The sequence below is a fragment of the Runella rosea genome (assembly GCF_003325355.1).
In the GTDB taxonomy this organism is placed as follows: domain Bacteria; phylum Bacteroidota; class Bacteroidia; order Cytophagales; family Spirosomataceae; genus Runella; species Runella rosea.
This window is the reverse complement of sequence record NZ_CP030850.1, coordinates 2774643-2791813: the sequence shown is the minus strand read 5'-3', so window position 1 is coordinate 2791813 and position 17171 is coordinate 2774643. Positions and strand designations below refer to the sequence as shown.

Sequence of the window (17171 nt, the reverse complement as noted above, 5' to 3'; positions counted from 1 at the left end):
AGGTATTAAGGATTGCGTGACTAGAAAACAGATTTTCGGAACACCACTAGACGGATATACAATTAACGAATAACAAATAATCGTGCTTTAGCACTCAGACCCAAATCATGAAGAACCTTCCCCTTATTGATGTCGCCATCATTTTATTGTATTTAGCCGGAATGGTGGGCGTTGGTGTGTATTTTTCCCGCAAAAACAGCCGGGAAAGCAGCAACAACGCCGAGCAGTTTACTACCGCCTCGGGGCAGATTCCAGGCTGGGCCATCGGTATGTCGATTTATGCGACTTTTCTTAGCAGCAATACCTTTTTGGGCGTGCCTGGCAAAGCCTTCGGGAGCAACTGGAACTCCTTTGTGTTTAGCCTTTCGATGCCTTTGGCGGCGTGGGTAGCCACTAAATTTTTCATTCCTTTTTACCGCAATACCGGCGAAGTATCGGCCTATACCAACCTCGAAAATCGTTTTGGTCCTTGGGCACGGTCTTATGCGGTAGTGTGTTTTTTGTTAACGCAGCTGGCCCGTATGGGTTCCATTTTCTTCGGAATTGCCCTTAGTCTACAGGCCCTGACGGGCTACCCAATGGCCACGATTATGGTGGTGGTAGGTATTTGTATCATTCTTTATACCGTCATGGGAGGCATGGAAGCTGTGATTTGGACCGAAGTAGTGCAAGGCGTAATCAAAACAGCTGGTGCGGTCATTATTTTGTGGTTGGTGGTCGATGGTATGTCGGGAGGAGTTGGTAAAATCATCGATATTGGGCAGGCCGACAATAAATTCAGTCTGGGCAGCTACGCGCCCGACTTTTCCCAACCTACTTTTTGGGTCATATTGCTTTATGGGTTCTTCATGAACCTGAACAATTTCGGGATGGACCAAAACTACGTGCAGCGCTACCATACCACCACATCCATCAAAGAAGCAGCCAAGTCGGTGTGGCTATGCGTGTACTTATACGTACCTATTTCGTTGATATTCTTTGTGTTGGGCTCCGCTTTGTACGCGTATTATCAAGCCAATCCAGAAATGATGGAAGCGGTGAGATTGCAAGCGGCAGCCGACAAGCTGCCCGGTGGAACGCAAGAAGCCATCCAACAATTGGCCGCCACGCTCAAGCCGAGCGATTTTGGTGATAAGGTGATGCCGCACTTTATGGTGACCAAAGTTCCGGCTGGTTTGTTGGGGCTGATTGTAGCCGCGATTTTGTCGGCGGCCATGAGCACCATCAGTTCGGGCATGAACGCTTCGGCCACGGTGTTTTCGGTCGATATTTACCAACGCTACATTAAGTCAAATCTGACCGATAAGCAGTCACTCAGATTATTATACGTTGCCACCACGGTGTTTGGACTCATGGGCATGGTTACGGGCATTGCGATGATTGGCGTCAAGAGTATTTTGGATGTATGGTGGGTGCTTTCGGGGATTTTTGCGGGCGGTATGTTGGGACTGTTTTTGTTGGGAATCATCTCGCGGCAGACCCGCAACGTGGAAGCCCTAACGGCCACCATGATTGGCTTGCTCGTCATTCTCTGGATGACTTTTTCAGCCCAAATTCCCGATTCTTTGGCGTATTTACGGAGTGCGTTTCATCCCAATATGATTATCGTTGTGGGCACGCTTACTATCTTTTTGGTAGGTATTCTTTTGACAAAAATTCGGGGTAAAGTGCCCGAAAAGACCGAAGAACAGACCGTTACTGGGGCGTAATCGCAATTTTGAAGGGCTTTGGCACGTTTGTTGATTTGGGATTTTATGCAACACCCTAATCCTCAAAATCCAATGGAAGCACCAAAAGAATTTGTAGCTTTGCTGCGTGATACGCAATTGATTTTGGATACTATGCCCGGCGAAGCCCTTGATATATCAGTCGTTATTCCGCTCTTCAATGAGGAGGAATCGTTACCCGAATTGACCGCTTGGATTGGGCGGGTCATGGAAGAGCATCAGTTCAGTTATGAGGTACTGTTGGTCGACGACGGCAGTACCGATGATTCTTGGAAAGTGATTCAGAAACTGGCCGTCAGCGACCCGCATATCAAAGGAGTGCGCTTCAACCGAAATTATGGTAAAACCCCCGCCTTACAAACGGGTTTTCAGCTTGTGCGCGGCAGTGTGGTTATTACGATGGATGCCGACTTGCAAGACAGCCCCGACGAAATCCCTGAGTTGTACCGCATGATTACCGAAGATGGTTTTGACTTGGTGTCGGGCTGGAAACAAAAACGCTATGATCCAATTTCAAAAACCCTGCCCACCAAGTTGTTTAACGCCGTAACCCGCAGCATATCAGGGGTCCATCTCCATGATTTTAACTGCGGACTGAAAGCCTACAAGCAGCGCGTGGTCAAAAACATCACGCTTTACGGCGAGATGCACCGCTATATTCCAGTGGTTGCCAAGTGGAATGGTTTCCGTAAGATTGGTGAAAAAGTAGTGCAGCATCAGGCGCGCAAATACGGCAGCACCAAGTTTGGTCTGGAGCGCTTTGTGAATGGTTTTCTGGATTTGCTTTCTATCACGTTTGTACATCGTTTTAGCAAAGCGCCCATGCACTTTTTCGGGCTGTGGGGTACGCTCTCATTTTTGCTGGGGTTTGTTATCACTTTTGGGTTGATTATCAAAAAACTCTACCTGATTTTTACCCACGCGCCTTTCCGCAATGTGACCGAAAATCCGCTGTTTTACATGGCCTTGGTCGCCATCGTCATCGGATTTCAGCTGTTTTTAGCGGGATTTTTGGGGGAAATGATGGTGAAACAACACACGGTCAAGCAGGCCGATTATTTGGTTGTGGAGAAGATAGGGGTGTAGTTTCCTGAGATATATTTATAGAAAAGCGTCCACTGGGTCTTTGTGCCGATTGGACGCTTTTTTTGTGCCTTTTTGGAGAGATTTGTCTAAAATTAATGCTGAAGGCAATAATAGGAAAGGGAAAAAAACTGATTTGCAATCCATTTTCATATACTCAACTTTCTTTTATATTTGTAAATAGTTATCGTTAAACACCTATCACAGCTATGTATACTTCGTTTTCATCCTGCTTAATCCTTAATACCAGATTGCACATCAAACCTAAACCCGCCTCACAATATTATTTCCACACAGGGCAAATTATGAAAAAATTAATAAACAGTTTTGGTTTACTTTGGTTAGGAATGACCTATTGTTTTGGGCAGTCAAATAGTATAGTCATTATCAATTTAGCTCCTTCTCAGAACTTATTTTTTTATGAAAGAACAAAATATCTTTATCCAAACCGTAAATACCACCACCATTTACAGGCAAAAGAAAAATTTAAATCTGATACAGTTATTTTATCAGGAAAATCTCCTAATGTTCTAGTGTTTGAAGAGCAGCCGGCTAAAATGATTCCTGTCTTCGTATTTCCGAAAGATACCCTCAGAGTTAGAATTGATCCACTGGGCAAATTGATTTTTGAGGGTACTAACACAAAAGAATGGCAAATGATGAAGCAATTTGCCAGTCACCAATCCTTTACCGAACCCTATTTTTTTAGTGTTAACTTTAAATATTGGAAGGATGTACAAGAAAATTTGGATTCAATCCAAAAAAATGTCACCTCTATAATAAAGCAATCTCAAGTCGAATATAAACTCTCGGAGGAATACATTGCTTATCTGCAAAAAGAGCGTAATTATCAATGGATGTCATCTTTGCTACATCATCGAAATAAATCATTTAAGGATCTTCCTCTTGAAATCAAAAGTATGAAAAATGACTTGTTGGGAGATTCACTTAATTATGGCTCTATGTTTAGACTGCCTGCCTTATATACTTTTGTTCAGGCAGAGTGTAATTGTTACAGCAAGGATACATTCCCCGATTCAATGGAATTTAGCGCCTTATTCAAATATATCAGGCAAAATTATTATGGTGCCACCCGTTCACAACTTTTGCTGAACATTCTTTATGAGCAAATTGCTATAACGCCAAATTACAGGGCTAACACTTCATTGTATGAGCCTTACTTAAATGAATTTTATCGTTTAAGTACCGATAAGGACTATAATGAGTTTATACAGGAACACTTGAAAGATTACAAAAATGCCAGGTACTAATTCTATAGGTATAGCTATCTAAGTACTTGATCGTTATTTGTAATTGTTAAATAAGAAGGTTAATTGTTATCTAAACTAAACAGCTATGTACACTTACTTGTTCAGCTTGCTTTTTTGCTTATAAGCCAATGATCTTCAAAAGGTTTCACAAGCCAATAATTCCATCCGAATCAATGGTAGTTGTAAGGACAACACGACGAAAGAAGATTTAAAGAAGAGGGTGGTTTATGCCGTTGCTAAATTAGGTAAAAAACAGACTGGGATAAGTGATAATACAGGTCATTTTGATGTTCGGGTATCGGATTCGACGCAATTTCTTTTGTTTGAGGTCGAGGGCTCATATCCTTCAATTATGCGTCGCGCTCGGCATAGCGGATTTCTTTAGTGGCCATAATCATCGGGTTTTCCCTCTTTTTTGGGAGAAATGATGGTGAAACAGCACACGGTCAAGTAGGCCCATTATTTGGTGGTGGAGAAGATAGGGGTGTAGTTTCCTGAGATATATTTATAGAAAAGCGTCCAATGGGTCTTTGTGCCAGTTGGACGCTTTTTTATTCGTTAATCTTTGCTTGTAAAAAATCAGTGCCTCTCGAATCTCTCTATTTTGAAAGAATATCCAATACCTCACAAAGAATCTTGTTGAGCTTTTTGATGTCAGTCCTTTTTTTAACAAATTGCCATAGCATCAGTCATGAAATGAGCATCATTCCTTGATAGATGGCCCCGCCCCAATAGGAATTTTCATTACTACGCACAAATCCTAACCATCTACTTGTATGCGAACCTCCTTTCTTTTCCTGTTTATTGTCTCGCTTTTGGCTTCCTGCACCACAATTATGGCGCAAGAGCTGGTCAATAATAGTCAGCGCGAAATCGTTTTCAAATCCGTTAACGTCATCCCAATGGATCAAGAACGGGTCATGGAAAATCAAACGGTTATTATCAAAAATGGGCGAATTACGGCATTGGGCGACGCGGCAAAGGTGAAAGTCAGTAAAGGTGCCTTAGTCATTGATGCAAAAGGAAAATACCTAACCCCCGGTTGGGCTGAAATCCACGCCCACGTTCCTCAAACGGACGATTTTGAACCCATGAAAGAGGTGTTGATGCTTTATCTGGCGAATGGAATCACCACCATTCGAGGGATGCTCGGTCACCAAAAACACCTGGAGTTACGGAGTAAAATCAACGATGGAAGTATTCTTGGGCCTCATTTTTACACAACGGGTCCCTCATTCAACGGACAGACCGTAAAAACTGCCGAACGAGGTGCAGAAATGGTACGGGAGCAGAAAGCCGCTGGGTACGATTTTCTGAAATTACACCCAGGACTCACAAAAGAAACTTTTCCTGCCATTGCTAAAACTGCCAAGGAAGTTGGTATTCCATTTGTGGGACACGTTTCATTTAATGTGGGCGTTTGGCGGGCTATTGATGCAAAGTATTCGACCATTGATCATTTGGATGGTTTTATTGAAGCCCTCACCCCAGGAATTGATACGCTGGTCGAACAAGAAGCGGGTTTGTTTGGGGCTTGGATTGCCGATCGGGCAGACGCTTCTCTCATTCCAAAACTAATGGAGGGCCTTCGCAACAACCACATACGGGTTGTGCCTACGCAGGCGTTGGCCGAGCGGTGGCAGTCGCCACTTCCTGCGGAGGCGTTTACTACTGCTCCAGAAATGAAGTACATGAAACCCGAACAGGTGCAGAGTTGGGCAAATACGAAAAATACCTATAACAACAACCCTAACTTCTCGAAAGAACGAGCCGAAAAACTGATACAAATTCGCCGAAAGCTGCTCTACGAATGTCAGAAAAATGGGGTGGAGATTTTGTTAGGTTCCGATGCTCCCCAAATATTCAATGTACCAGGTTTTTCCATTCACCACGAAATGAAATACCTCGTGGATGCTGGACTGACGCCGTATGAGACTTTGCGTACTGGAACTGTCAATGTAGCTTCTTATTTGAACAAATCAGATTCGGGCATTATCAAGACTGGAAATGTATCGGATTTGGTCCTGCTAAGTGGCAATCCCCTGAAAGACATCAATCAGACCCGACAGATTGAAGGTGTAATGATTGGTACAAACTGGCTTTCAAAAGCCTACCTCGAAAAGGAACTGAAAAAGTTAGAGAAAAAGTAAACTAAATGAATTGAAGTGGGGATACAAGTCGGCTCAGCTCGCATAGCCTAGGTCAGACGGTAGTCAGACCATAAGAGCCTGTACGGTCTGACTACCGTCTGACCCAGGCTTAAACTAAGAGGCACTTACCCAAACAATTTACTTCAATTAATTTTGACTTTCGATTACTTGGAAAGGCCAGCAGTCGAAGAGATGACAATCATAGACGAAGGCTTATTTGGTATTTTAACATCGCTAAATAATCAATAGTAGGCTAATTTGTATCCGCATAAAAATCCCCACCTTGGCGAGCCATACGTGGGGATTTTGTGTGTATTATGTCCAAGTGATTTTCTCAAAAATCCCCTACCTGTCCGTACATATTCTTCAATTGCGGGTCGCGCTCGGCGTTGCGGATGTCTTTGCGCATGGCTTTTACCCCTTCGATGTCGGTCAATAATCCCAACACCTGATAGGCTCCGAACCGCACAAAATAGGCGGGGTGATTGCGGGCCGTGGTTTCGAGCATGGGCAGGGCTTTGCGCTGCACATCGGCATTGGAGCGAATGAGGTATTTGCCGAAAACCTGTAAAAAATTATAAATCTCGGCCGATTTCAACTTGCTCATTTTTTGCATGAACCACTCATACTGGTCGGGTTTGGCCAAGCCAGCATAATAATTGGCCACGGCGGTCACAATCTCGCTGTTAGGAGCGTTTTCGAACCGAAGTGCCACGTCGGCGGCATCATCAGGCTTGCCAATCAAGTACGCATCCAATGCCGCCGAAACCACTTGGTATGAGCTGTCGTTGAGTGCTTCGCGAAAGAGTGGGTCGTTGGAATTATCGCCAAACGAGCCAAGTGTAATCACGGCCTCCATGCGTACGCGCGGGTGGGCATCCACGCGGGCTTTGCTTTGAATGATGCGTTCTACTTCGTTGAATTGTAGCCCGTCGTATTCGGAGAAATTAGAGATGGCCAATTGACGAATCTTCCAGAACTTATCGTTCATGGCGCTCATCATCACGTGGCGCACGGTTGAGTCAATCATCTGCCCTTCCAAGCGCGTGATGGCTTCGTAGCGCGCCAAATATTTGTCGCAATGACCGTACTGAAAAATCAATTCAGGCTTCGTTTTTTCGTAATCTACTTCTCCCAACAATTGTTTTTCGACGTCAAAGTCCACTAAATCGGGGCGTTGCGCGGCGGGAAACTCAAAGGTTTGACGCGCCCGGTTGACCACAATTTCGTGGGTATTTTTCTGGCCGTTGACCCACACATCTACTTTGAGTGGCAGGCGGTAAATAGGGGTATAGGTCGAATCCTGCAATTGACTTACTTTCAGCGTTACTTTTCCATCATTCCAGGTTTTCTCTACCTTGAGGTTGGCGTGGCCCGGCGATAAAAACCACTGGTTAAAAAACCAGTTTAGGTCTTCCCCCGTCACGTCTTCAAAGGCTTCGCGCAGGTCGTTGATTTCGGCGGTTCCGTATCCGTGGCGGATGAGGTAATTGCGAGAAGCGGTAAAAAAAGCCTCGTCGCCCACGTATTTGCGAAGCATGTGCAACACTCGCCCGCCTTTGGCATAAGAGTGATTGTCAAACATGTCTTCCATATCAGTATAGTTGTACCGAATGAGCGGTTCTTGCTTTTGTTCCGACTCGCCGAGGTATTGTTGCAACTCGCCGTGCCCCCACAAATCGGCTTCTTCCGCGCCTTTTTTGTGTTCATTCCATAGGTATTCTGAATAGTTGGCGTAGGCTTCATTGAGTGGCAAATGCACCCACGATTCGCAGGTGACCAGATTGCCGAACCAATGGTGCATCAGTTCGTGTGCAATCACGTCGTCAGAGTTGCCGTCGAGCAGAGCACGAGAATCGTTCTGTACATTTTCTGCATGAACGGTCATGGAGGTATTTTCCATGGCACCCGCTACAAAATCACGAACGGCGATTTGGGCATATTTTTCCCACTGAAATTCCACCCCAAATTTTTCTTCAAAGAACTGAATCATTTCGCGCGTTCGGCCAAAAATCGCTTTGGCATAAGGAGCGTATTGAGGCTCTACATAATAACTCAGTTCTAACCCTGGGCGGACAGTATCGCGTGCTACCGCAAAATCTCCCACCACAAAAGCCGCCAGATAAGGTGCGTGTGGCAAGCGCTGTACCCAGCGGTCGGTGCGGGTACTGTCGGAATTGATGCGAGATTCGACCAGTTTGCCATTTGAAAGGGTCTTAAAACGATTTTCAACGGTCAATCGAAAATCTTGCGTCATTTTTTCGTTGGGGCTGTCGACCGTCGGCATCCAGCAGGAGTTATATTCTGTTTCGCCCTGCGTCCAGATTTGCTGCGGTTTACCTTCGTCCATGCCGTCGGCATTGATAAAATAAAGCCCTTTGTCCCCTTTGGGCCCTGCTACTCCGACGGGCAGTTCGTTGGGTTTTGCCACGTAGTCAATCAATACGTGCAGCGTATCAAAGCGGCTGTAGGTGCGCCGAAGTTTGATGGTAAGCAGACGTTTGTCGTAGGTATATTCGAGGGGATCATTGATGTATTCTGTAACGACTTGTTTGGTCGTTGAATCTATCCTTGTGAGGGTATCAAGCTGAAATATCCCTTTAATATCGAAGCCTTTTGCGTCTAATTCTAGCGTTTTTTGGGGATAAAAATAAGGCTTGAATGTAATGGTTGCCGAGCCAAGTGCGTGCTGACGGAGCCAGTCAAAGCGCATCTCTAATTGGGTGTGCAGAATGTCATTTTTAAGCGCACGGGTGGGGCGGTACGGCCCTTTTTTTGCCGCCCAAAGGGGGGCTTTACGAAGGGTGTCGGTGGGAGTATAACCTTTGGCAAACGAGTGATGAGTGACAAAAAGTAAAATGAAAAGTATAGAAAGATTTTTTACCATTAGCTTCAACCTTTGTGCTTATAATCTTGATAATCAAAACCAAATACCTGCAAAATCGTTTGCGGGTTGCAATGAAAATAACGCAAAGTTCGGAAACCTATTGGGAAGCACGAAATAAATTTAATAAAAAAGGCGTCTGACGGTTTGAACGGTACACTGGTGGGACCCTCATCCAAACCATTAAAGGCCTCGTTATGTTTGTTTATACGCTCAAATGGCGAAGAGAAATTAAGGCTTTTTCATCAGCCGCTTCCTGATTCTGCTCAAGGATTCGGGCTTTACCCCGATGTAGCTTGCTAATTGATACTGCGGAATGCGTTGAATGAGGTCGGGGCGAGATTCCAACAGCCGTAAGTATCGCCGTTCTGGTGTATCGGTCATGTAAGTCGTGATCGTTTGCTGATATTCGGCAAAGGTGTTTTCCACTATTTTTCGAGCAATTGACTCTAATCGAGGAAATTGATTGAATATTTTCTGAGCCGAATCATCATTGCCCAACATCAAAACTGAGTCTTCTTCACAAACCCAATAATAGGCCGAGGGTTTGTCTCCCTCAAGATTGTTGAGTGCTATTACCCATTGCTCTTCGGTGAAGAATGCCGTTGTTTTTTCCTCTCCCTCTGCCAAATTATACTGCCTGATGAGTCCTTTAAGTACAAAAAAGGTTTCTTTGGAAAACTGTCCCTCATGTACTAAAACAGCGCCTTTTGCGTAGTTTTTTATCATGGCACTGCTCTTAATGGCGCTTTCTTCTTCCTCCGAAAGCGGCGTTATTTTAGAAAAATAGTGTACGATTTTTTCTCTCATATATCTATTGAGCAGTGGTTTTCAGTTTGAAACTCCATTTACATCAAGTGCTTACTTCTTAGTAATCCTTTTTCTGATTCGACTTAATGACTCGGGCTTTATACCCAGATAACTCGCAAGTTGATGCTGCGGCACTCTTTGCAGCAAATCTGGGCGATTTTGCAGTAAATTCAAATAGCGTTTTTCGGGAGATGACGTTACAAAATTGGCAAAATCTTCCTGGGTTTGTCCAAAATCCTGCTCTATCATAAAGCGAGTAAGGGTTTCTAATTTCGGATATTTGGCATACATCTCTTGCTCTTCGGCGGGGTCGCCTACGATACAGGTAACAGGCTCTAAACAAACAAAATAATATTTTGAGGGCTTTTGCTCAGTGATGCTTGGTATCGACATAACAGTTTGATATTCAGTAAAAAAACCAATCGATTTCTCTAAGCCATCTTCCAAACTGTATTGTCTTACAAGCCCTTCAATAATGTAGTAACACTTGGTGTGAACCTGTCCCTCGTGGATCAAAACCGTACCTTTTTCAAACGATCTAAAGTCAAGCTGTTCCATGACTTCAGCCAGTTCATCGTGGCTCAGAGAGGATATTTCGGCGAAGTAATTGATTAGTTTTTGTCGCATAAAATTTTCAAAAAAATACTCCCTAAAGATAAATACATACGATGGGCTCTTTTCAGGATTTTATTTAAAAACCGTAATAATCAGGACAAAAGGCAGATAGTTTATCCAATCGTCTTTTGCTCTGTCTGTCGTTTTAGGACCATAGTAAGTCAGTGGTGGCATTTAAATAATATCAAATGTTAGATGCAAATGAACGGCGCAAAAAATCTGCATTGACTTCTGTAAAAAAGGGAATGAAAGTGGAAAAACAAATTTTGCTTCTTAACCAAAGTCAATGAACGCCACAAAAACGACCGGTAGTTTTGCAGGATCAAATTCTGAAAAGCGTATTGAAAAGCCATTTAGAACTTTTAATCACTCAAAAATTACCAGAAAAATGAAAAAGCTATTAACCGTAATTCTAGCACTAATGCTGTTTGCCTGCGCCGAAGAAAACACCATCAAAGCTGCCCAAAGTATTGCTGAGGCGAAGTATTTGGACATCAACGGTACGAAACAATTTGTAATGATTCGGGGTGAAAATGACCGCAATCCAGTTTTGTTGCATTTGCACGGCGGGCCTGGGGTATCAGAGCTCGGTGGACTCAGAAAGTACAATAAAGACCTCGAAAAAGACTTTGTGGTGGTCTATTGGGATCAACGCAATGCGGGAAAATCGTACGTTGAAAACTTTCCGAAAGCTGAAATCAAAGTAAGTAACTACATTGAAGACGTAAACACTTTAGCTAAGTATCTCAAAAACAGACTCAACGTAAGCAAACTGTTTTTGGTGGGACATTCGTGGGGATCGCGCTTGGGAATGTACGCCGTTCAGAAATACCCCGAGCATTTCAGTGCTTTTGTGGGTACGGGGCAGGAAGTGGCCGCAGCCGATGGCGAGCTGCAATCGTATCAATATACGCTCGCGAAGGCGAAAGAGTTTAAGGTTGATTCGCTTGTTCAGCAACTCGAATTTATCGGTGAACCAAAAGGGGGTGATTTCAGAACGATGTATGCCTTTCCGGAGGCGTTTTCATTACAGAAATACATTCTTTTAGAGTTGAACCGAAAAATGTATGATGGGTTTACGATTGAGAAATTATACGCCAATTTTCAGGAATCGGATGAATACACCGCCAAAGAAAAAGAAACGTATTTAACAGGTGCCAATTTTACCAACGAACACATCGTAAACGACGCTGATTATAACAATTTTGACCTCAGAAAACAGGTTTCGGAAGTAAAAATACCCGTTTTTTTCATTGCAGGTAAGTTCGATTATATCAATCCTACACCTTTGGCAAAGCAGTATTTTGACGTATTGAAAGCTCCAAAAAAAGAATTTATTCTTTACGAAAATTCAGGCCACGACCCCGCTTGGGAAGAAGCTCAACGCTATAATGCTGAGTTGGTGAGGATTTACAAAGTAGTGAAGTAATAAAAACAGGATCAGCCAAACCGTTTGCCATAGGCTTCTCCGCAACCCGTTCGTTTATTTTGTTGACCCAAAAAAAGGCGTCAGACGGTTCCAAACCGTCTGACGCCTCTGCTCAAAATTCGATAGTGCTATACCAATTCGGCTTCTTCTACCAAGTTGTGTTTTACCAAATATTCGGCAATCTGTACGGCATTGGTAGCGGCACCTTTGCGGAGGTTATCGGCTACAATCCACAAATTGAGCGTTTTGGGTTGCGATTCATCGCGACGGATACGACCAACAAACGTTTCATCTTTTCCGTGCGCCGTGAGCGGCATCGGATAAATTTTATTTTTTGGGTCATCCTGAATCACAACACCTTCGGCCTGACCCAAAATTTCATAAATCTCGCTCAGTTCAAACTCATTTTCAAATTCGATATTGACTGCCTCTGAGTGACCGCCGATGGTAGGGATGCGCACCGTGGTAGCTGTCACGGCTATGTTGTCGTCCATCATAATTTTTTTGGTCTCATTGGTCATTTTCATTTCCTCTTTGGTATAGCCGTTGTCCAAAAATACGTCGATGTGCGGCAATACGTTGAGGTCGATAGGATGCGGGTACACTTTCGCCACGCTCGTATCGCCTGTACGCTCGGCAAACAACTGATCTACGGCCGCTTTGCCCGTTCCAGTTACTGACTGATACGTCGAAACCACCACACGTTTGATGCCATACCGCTTGTGTAATGGGTTCAGCACTACCACCATCTGAATGGTCGAACAGTTAGGGTTGGCAATGATTTTATCTTCTTTGGTCAGGGTGTACGCGTTGATTTCGGGAACGACCAATTTCTTGGTTGGATCCATGCGCCATGCCGAAGAGTTATCGACCACCGTAATGCCCGCTTCTGCAAATTTAGGAGCCAATTCCAAAGAGGTGCCGCCGCCTGCTGAGAAGATAGCAATGGCAGGTTTTGCAGCAATGGCATCTTCAAAGCTTACGATGGTGTATTGTTTACCCTTGAATGTCACCTGTTTACCTACCGACCTTTCAGATGCGACGGGGATTAATTCTGTGACGGGGAAGTTGCGCTCTTCGAGTACTTTGAGGATTTCGCTGCCTACCAAACCGGTAGCGCCTACTACTGCGATTTTCATTGGTTTGCTTTTGTTTGAGTTAAATTAAAGTTGACAATGGTACATAAAAAAATCGTCACCGTGAAGGTTAAGAATCAGGACAAACACGCTGGCATGGTGGGGTCAATATCCCATCAGGCTCCGCGTGTCTATTTAGATTTCTTTGTGTTCACAGTGACGATAAAAATGTGGGTGCAAAATAAAGGTAAACTTTAAAACTTACCAAGAAAAAAATATCTTTTTTGCAAAAAAGGGCTTTGTTGGTTGTCAAAATGGTAAAAAGAAGGGGGAGATTTTGAAAAAATGCTTCTCCAATAAATCACACAAAGCCGCAGAGAGGAAAAGTAGCGGGTTACCACTGCCAAATTTGCGTAGGGGTAATGCAATAATCCATCTGGATATCAAACGAATCAATGTCGTCGATTTTGAGGATAGGGTCAAACAACGAAATGCCCACTTTAATGACATTGGGGCGGCATTGGGCCAAAAAACGATCATAAAAACCCCGGCCGTAACCTACACGGTAACCGTTGCGGTCAAAAGCCAACAGTGGTAAAATGACCAAATCAATACCCGTAACGGCATACTGCAAATTGCAGGTGGGGTCGGGTTCTAAAATTCCCCATTTGTTGAGTTGGAGTTTCATGTCGGGGAGCCATTGGTAATGTTCCATTTCGCTCGTTTCAGGCAATGCCCGGGGAACAACCACCTGATTATGAAGGTATTTCTCCTGAATTGTGTAAATGATGGGAAACGTATCTACTTCATTTTGGCGGCGGATGGGAAGATAAATATGAATAGCCTTGAGGTTTTCAATGGCAAAAAAAGAAAAAAAGAGCCGCGCAATGGCCTGACTTCCCTCGGCCACCTGAGCGTGAGTAAGTGCTTGGCGTCGATTAGAAAAAAGGCGGCGCAGCTCCTGTTTAGTCATTCTGATAAAGCAAAAAAGTGTGATAGAGGACTTATTGGGCTCCGTGCATAAGTTTACGAAGACGGCCAGCCAACAGAAATAGTACCAACGAAGCCGTTCCCGAAAGACCTACGTTGATGAGAAAGAACTCATACAAATTATGAATTTCAATCCCCAAAAAATGCGTCGTTTTTCCAGGTTCTGGATATAATGCCGAAATCATACCCGCTGCTTTGTTGGCAATAGCGGGGGCCAAAAACCATACTGCCATCATCAGGGATACATATTTTGGGGGCGAGAGCTTATTAACCAAAGAAAGGCCAATGGGTGATAAACACAGTTCACCTATGGAATGTAATAAATACAAGGCTACCAAGTAAAACATACTTACCTTGATGCCCGGCACTAGGTCCTTGACCGGAATCTCAATGACTACGTAGCCCAACGTTACCAAGAAAAGACCAATAGCCATCTTAAAGAGAGAAGAAGGTTCGGCGTTTCGTTTCCCCAAAAAACCCCACAGAAAGGCCATCAACGGGGCACAGGTTACAATAAAAAAACCGTTGAGGTTTTGAAAAAGACTAGGTGGGACCGTATATCCAAAAAGGTCACGTTCGGTTTGTTCATCAGCAAAGAAGGTTAAAGAAGCGGGTGCTTGTTCGAATGTAGCCCAAAAGAAAATAACGAAGAAAGAAACAATAAAAATGACGCCTACTTTCTCACGGTCAACGCGGCTCAGCGACTTGTCGGCAAATACCAAATACGCAATGACCAATGCCGATAAGATTAAAAACGGAAAGATAATATTGGTAATAAAAGCATCTACGTACATAATTCCCAGAGAAGCCAGCAACAGGGCAGGCAACCAGAAATAAACTTTGGTGACACCAGGAGAATCGGCGGGAGTAGCACCTACGGGTTGGCTGTCCCACGAATACAAATATTTATTCTGCCCCCACCACAATGTAAAGGTAGCCAGCAACATAGCCACACTACACGCCAAAAACGCCCATTTAAAATCGTCTGGATTGCCAGTATCACCCACTAGGCTGGTGATTAAGTTACCCAAAAACGACCCTAAATTGATACCCATATAAAAAATGGTGTAGGCCGAATCGCGTCGCCGGTCGCCGGGGCCGTACAACGAGCCCACCATCGAGGAAATATTAGGTTTGAAAAAACCGTTTCCTGTAATCATCAATCCCAACCCCAAAAAAAGCATCAAACTTGCAATGGGGCTCATGGTCTCGGCAGCAGTTTCGGGACGAAGCAAAGCCGAGATAAACAAGACAAATTGTCCAAGTGCCATCAAAATCCCGCCTGTCAATATAGAACGCCTGTTGCCCCAATAGCGATCCGCAATAAACCCGCCGATGAGAGGTGTCATATAGACCAGTCCTACGTAGCCTCCGTAAATATTAGAAGCCATGGCTTTATCAAAAAAGAGTGCTTTGGTCAGATAAAGAACCAGCACGGCACGCATACCATAGTAGGAAAACCGCTCCCACATTTCGGTTGCAAAGAGTAGATAAAGGCCATTAGGATGGCGAGAAGAAGTAGTATCTGACATAAAAAGATTGGGTTTAGTTAGATTGTAAAGTGTTCGGATGAGTGCAAATGTAAAAAAAAAGCCCAATTTGTAACATGTCTCACCATCGACTTGGTGAGACATGTTCAAATTGGGGACTTTTTCGGATATACTAAGCTCATTCTCAGCTTCTGTCGATACCTCAAAGCGACTTATGGCTTATTTCCAACCTCCACCCAAAGACCGATAGAGGTGAATGAGGGAGTAATATTGCCGCTTGCGAACGTCAATCAACTCTATTCTAGATTGTAGCGCATTTTTACGGTTCAAAATAACCTCCAAATACGTAGCGCGACCCGTCGAAAATAATTCGGAAGCAGTTTGGATGGATTTTGTCAACACATCGGCTTCTGAGGTTTTAAGGGCGTGCAATTTCTCTAGATTATTAATAAGCACCAGTTGGTTATACACTTCAAAATAGCCGTTCAACATACTACGCTGATAATTGTAGAGCGCTTCTACCTGCGCCGCGCGTGCAGTTTTGAGTTCTGCTTTCAGCGCACTTTTATTGAACAATGGGGCCGTCAGACCGCCAATGATGTTGTACGCAATAGATTGCGGTGTGATTAAAAACTCAGGACGAAACGACTGCAAGCCCAACACCCCTGTCACATTTAGTGACGGGTAAAAGGCGGCTTTAGCAATAAATACGTTGGCTTTAGTGGCCGTTAATTCATACTCTGCCTGCTTCACGTCGGGCCGATTTTTGAGCAATTCTGCCGGAACGCCCGCCCTGACCAGCCCTGGCAAAGGAGTCGTAAATCGCGATTTGTTTCGGCGTATAGGCTGCGGATAGCGTCCTAGCAAGAAGTTGATTCGATTTTCAATTTCTACAATGCGTTGGGATACTTCCACTTCAATACTTTTAGAATTTAGCACCTGCGCTTCAAACTGCTTTACGGCCAGCTCGTTGGCGCGTCCCGCATCTTTCTGAATTTGGATGATACTCAACTCATTGTTTTGCAAAGTAATGGTTTCGCGAATGAGGTCTAATTCATTCTCAAACGCCAGTAGTTCATAATACAACAGCGCAATGTCGGCCACTAGGTTGGTGAGCACAAAATTACGGCCTTCGACCGTCGATAAATAGCGCGCCAATGCTGCTTCTTTGCGCGTGCGCAATTTTCCCCAAATGTCAATCTCCCAAGAGCTTTGTAAGCCAACGGTAAAATCGGGCAGGTATTCGGGAATTCTCTGGTTCTCGGAAATATTATCGGAGAAATTGGTGTCGTAATTTCCAATTCCGTCCATGGTATATTTCCCAAACCGACGCTGCCCCGTCGAACCGCCACCTGACACAAAAGGGAGCGTCAATCCTTTGGCTTGCTCTACTTGGGCCCGGCCCATTTCGATGCGCTGGAATGCGATGCGCACGTCAATGTTGTTTTGCAAGGCGGTATCAATCAGCGCCGTGAGCGTTGTGTCTGAGAAATAGTTTCTCCAATGAATATCGGCCGAATTTCCCTCTTTTTGCGCCACTGGATATGCTTCAGGCATAGGTTTGAGCGCAGGCAGTTGTTCTGGTGTTTTTAATAATTTACACCCTGTAATTAAAAAAAAGAGGGCACAAACAAGAACGGTGTTTT

The 17171-nt window shown here is 44.2% G+C and carries 12 protein-coding genes; 5 read left to right on the top strand and 7 right to left on the bottom strand.

Going from position 1 to position 17171, the window contains the following annotated elements; genetic code table 11:
• Window positions 1-107: 107 nt before the first annotated feature.
• The 4 genes from DR864_RS11770 (at window position 108) to DR864_RS11755 (ending at window position 6231) form a co-directional block, all read left to right on the top strand.
• Complete coding sequence (locus DR864_RS11770) at window positions 108-1709, top strand: sodium:solute symporter family protein (protein ID WP_114067160.1); 1602 nt, start codon at window positions 108-110, stop codon at window positions 1707-1709.
• 132 nt (window positions 1710-1841) lie between these two features.
• Window positions 1842-2813 (top strand): glycosyltransferase family 2 protein, encoded by a 972-nt coding sequence (locus tag DR864_RS11765; RefSeq protein ID WP_114070248.1) that lies wholly within the window; start codon window positions 1842-1844, stop codon window positions 2811-2813.
• A 302-nt stretch (window positions 2814-3115) separates the two neighbouring features.
• Complete coding sequence (locus DR864_RS11760; protein ID WP_114067159.1) at window positions 3116-4081, top strand: hypothetical protein; 966 nt, start codon at window positions 3116-3118, stop codon at window positions 4079-4081.
• Between the two features lie 776 nt (window positions 4082-4857).
• Complete coding sequence (locus tag DR864_RS11755) at window positions 4858-6231, top strand: amidohydrolase family protein (RefSeq protein WP_114067158.1); 1374 nt, start codon at window positions 4858-4860, stop codon at window positions 6229-6231.
• Between the two features lie 334 nt (window positions 6232-6565).
• Here the strand turns inward: DR864_RS11755 and DR864_RS11750 are convergent, their stop codons facing one another.
• The 3 genes from DR864_RS11750 to DR864_RS11740 form a co-directional block, all read right to left on the bottom strand.
• On the bottom strand, window positions 6566-9118 hold the full coding sequence (locus tag DR864_RS11750) for a M1 family metallopeptidase (RefSeq protein WP_114067157.1): 2553 nt from the start codon (window positions 9116-9118) through the stop codon (window positions 6566-6568).
• A gap of 228 nt (window positions 9119-9346) precedes the next feature.
• Window positions 9347-9925: a Crp/Fnr family transcriptional regulator gene (locus DR864_RS11745; protein WP_114067156.1), complete on the bottom strand. Its 579-nt coding sequence runs from the start codon at window positions 9923-9925 to the stop codon at window positions 9347-9349.
• 51 nt (window positions 9926-9976) lie between these two features.
• Window positions 9977-10552: a Crp/Fnr family transcriptional regulator gene (locus DR864_RS11740; protein ID WP_114067155.1), complete on the bottom strand. Its 576-nt coding sequence runs from the start codon at window positions 10550-10552 to the stop codon at window positions 9977-9979.
• A gap of 376 nt (window positions 10553-10928) precedes the next feature.
• Between DR864_RS11740 and DR864_RS11735 the strand changes: the two genes are divergently transcribed.
• The gene (locus DR864_RS11735) at window positions 10929-11969 is read left to right on the top strand and encodes an alpha/beta fold hydrolase (protein ID WP_162793746.1); all 1041 of its coding nucleotides are present in this window, start codon (window positions 10929-10931) and stop codon (window positions 11967-11969) included.
• 128 nt (window positions 11970-12097) lie between these two features.
• On the opposite strand, the gene DR864_RS11730 is transcribed toward DR864_RS11735, so the two are convergent.
• The 4 genes from DR864_RS11730 to DR864_RS11715 form a co-directional block, all read right to left on the bottom strand.
• Window positions 12098-13108, bottom strand: a complete 1011-nt coding sequence (locus tag DR864_RS11730) for an aspartate-semialdehyde dehydrogenase (RefSeq protein WP_114067153.1) — start codon at window positions 13106-13108, stop codon at window positions 12098-12100.
• A gap of 331 nt (window positions 13109-13439) precedes the next feature.
• The gene (locus DR864_RS11725) at window positions 13440-14018 is read right to left on the bottom strand and encodes a 5-formyltetrahydrofolate cyclo-ligase (protein WP_114067152.1); all 579 of its coding nucleotides are present in this window, start codon (window positions 14016-14018) and stop codon (window positions 13440-13442) included.
• A gap of 31 nt (window positions 14019-14049) precedes the next feature.
• Window positions 14050-15567 carry a peptide MFS transporter gene (locus DR864_RS11720; protein ID WP_114070247.1) on the bottom strand — a complete coding sequence of 506 codons (1518 nt, stop codon included), beginning with the start codon at window positions 15565-15567 and terminating at the stop codon, window positions 14050-14052.
• A 177-nt stretch (window positions 15568-15744) separates the two neighbouring features.
• Window positions 15745-17082 (bottom strand): TolC family protein, encoded by a 1338-nt coding sequence (locus tag DR864_RS11715; RefSeq protein ID WP_114070246.1) that lies wholly within the window; start codon window positions 17080-17082, stop codon window positions 15745-15747.
• Window positions 17083-17171 lie beyond the last annotated feature (89 nt).

Excerpts from the sequence above, each read along its gene's own strand:
- DR864_RS11735 (WP_162793746.1), top strand. The coding sequence starts at position 10,929 with ATGAAAAAGCTATTAACCGTAATTCTAGCACTAATGCTGTTTGCCTGC.
- DR864_RS11770 (WP_114067160.1), top strand. The coding sequence starts at position 108 with ATGAAGAACCTTCCCCTTATTGATGTCGCCATCATTTTATTGTATTTA.
- DR864_RS11760 (WP_114067159.1), top strand. The coding sequence starts at position 3,116 with ATGAAAAAATTAATAAACAGTTTTGGTTTACTTTGGTTAGGAATGACC.
- DR864_RS11725 (WP_114067152.1), bottom strand. The coding sequence starts at position 14,018 with ATGACTAAACAGGAGCTGCGCCGCCTTTTTTCTAATCGACGCCAAGCA.
- DR864_RS11740 (WP_114067155.1), bottom strand. The coding sequence starts at position 10,552 with ATGCGACAAAAACTAATCAATTACTTCGCCGAAATATCCTCTCTGAGC.
- DR864_RS11750 (WP_114067157.1), bottom strand. The coding sequence starts at position 9,118 with ATGGTAAAAAATCTTTCTATACTTTTCATTTTACTTTTTGTCACTCAT.
- DR864_RS11720 (WP_114070247.1), bottom strand. The coding sequence starts at position 15,567 with ATGTCAGATACTACTTCTTCTCGCCATCCTAATGGCCTTTATCTACTC.
- DR864_RS11745 (WP_114067156.1), bottom strand. The coding sequence starts at position 9,925 with ATGAGAGAAAAAATCGTACACTATTTTTCTAAAATAACGCCGCTTTCG.
- DR864_RS11755 (WP_114067158.1), top strand. The coding sequence starts at position 4,858 with ATGCGAACCTCCTTTCTTTTCCTGTTTATTGTCTCGCTTTTGGCTTCC.
- DR864_RS11715 (WP_114070246.1), bottom strand. The coding sequence starts at position 17,082 with ATGCCTGAAGCATATCCAGTGGCGCAAAAAGAGGGAAATTCGGCCGAT.
- DR864_RS11765 (WP_114070248.1), top strand. The coding sequence starts at position 1,842 with ATGCCCGGCGAAGCCCTTGATATATCAGTCGTTATTCCGCTCTTCAAT.
- DR864_RS11730 (WP_114067153.1), bottom strand. The coding sequence starts at position 13,108 with ATGAAAATCGCAGTAGTAGGCGCTACCGGTTTGGTAGGCAGCGAAATC.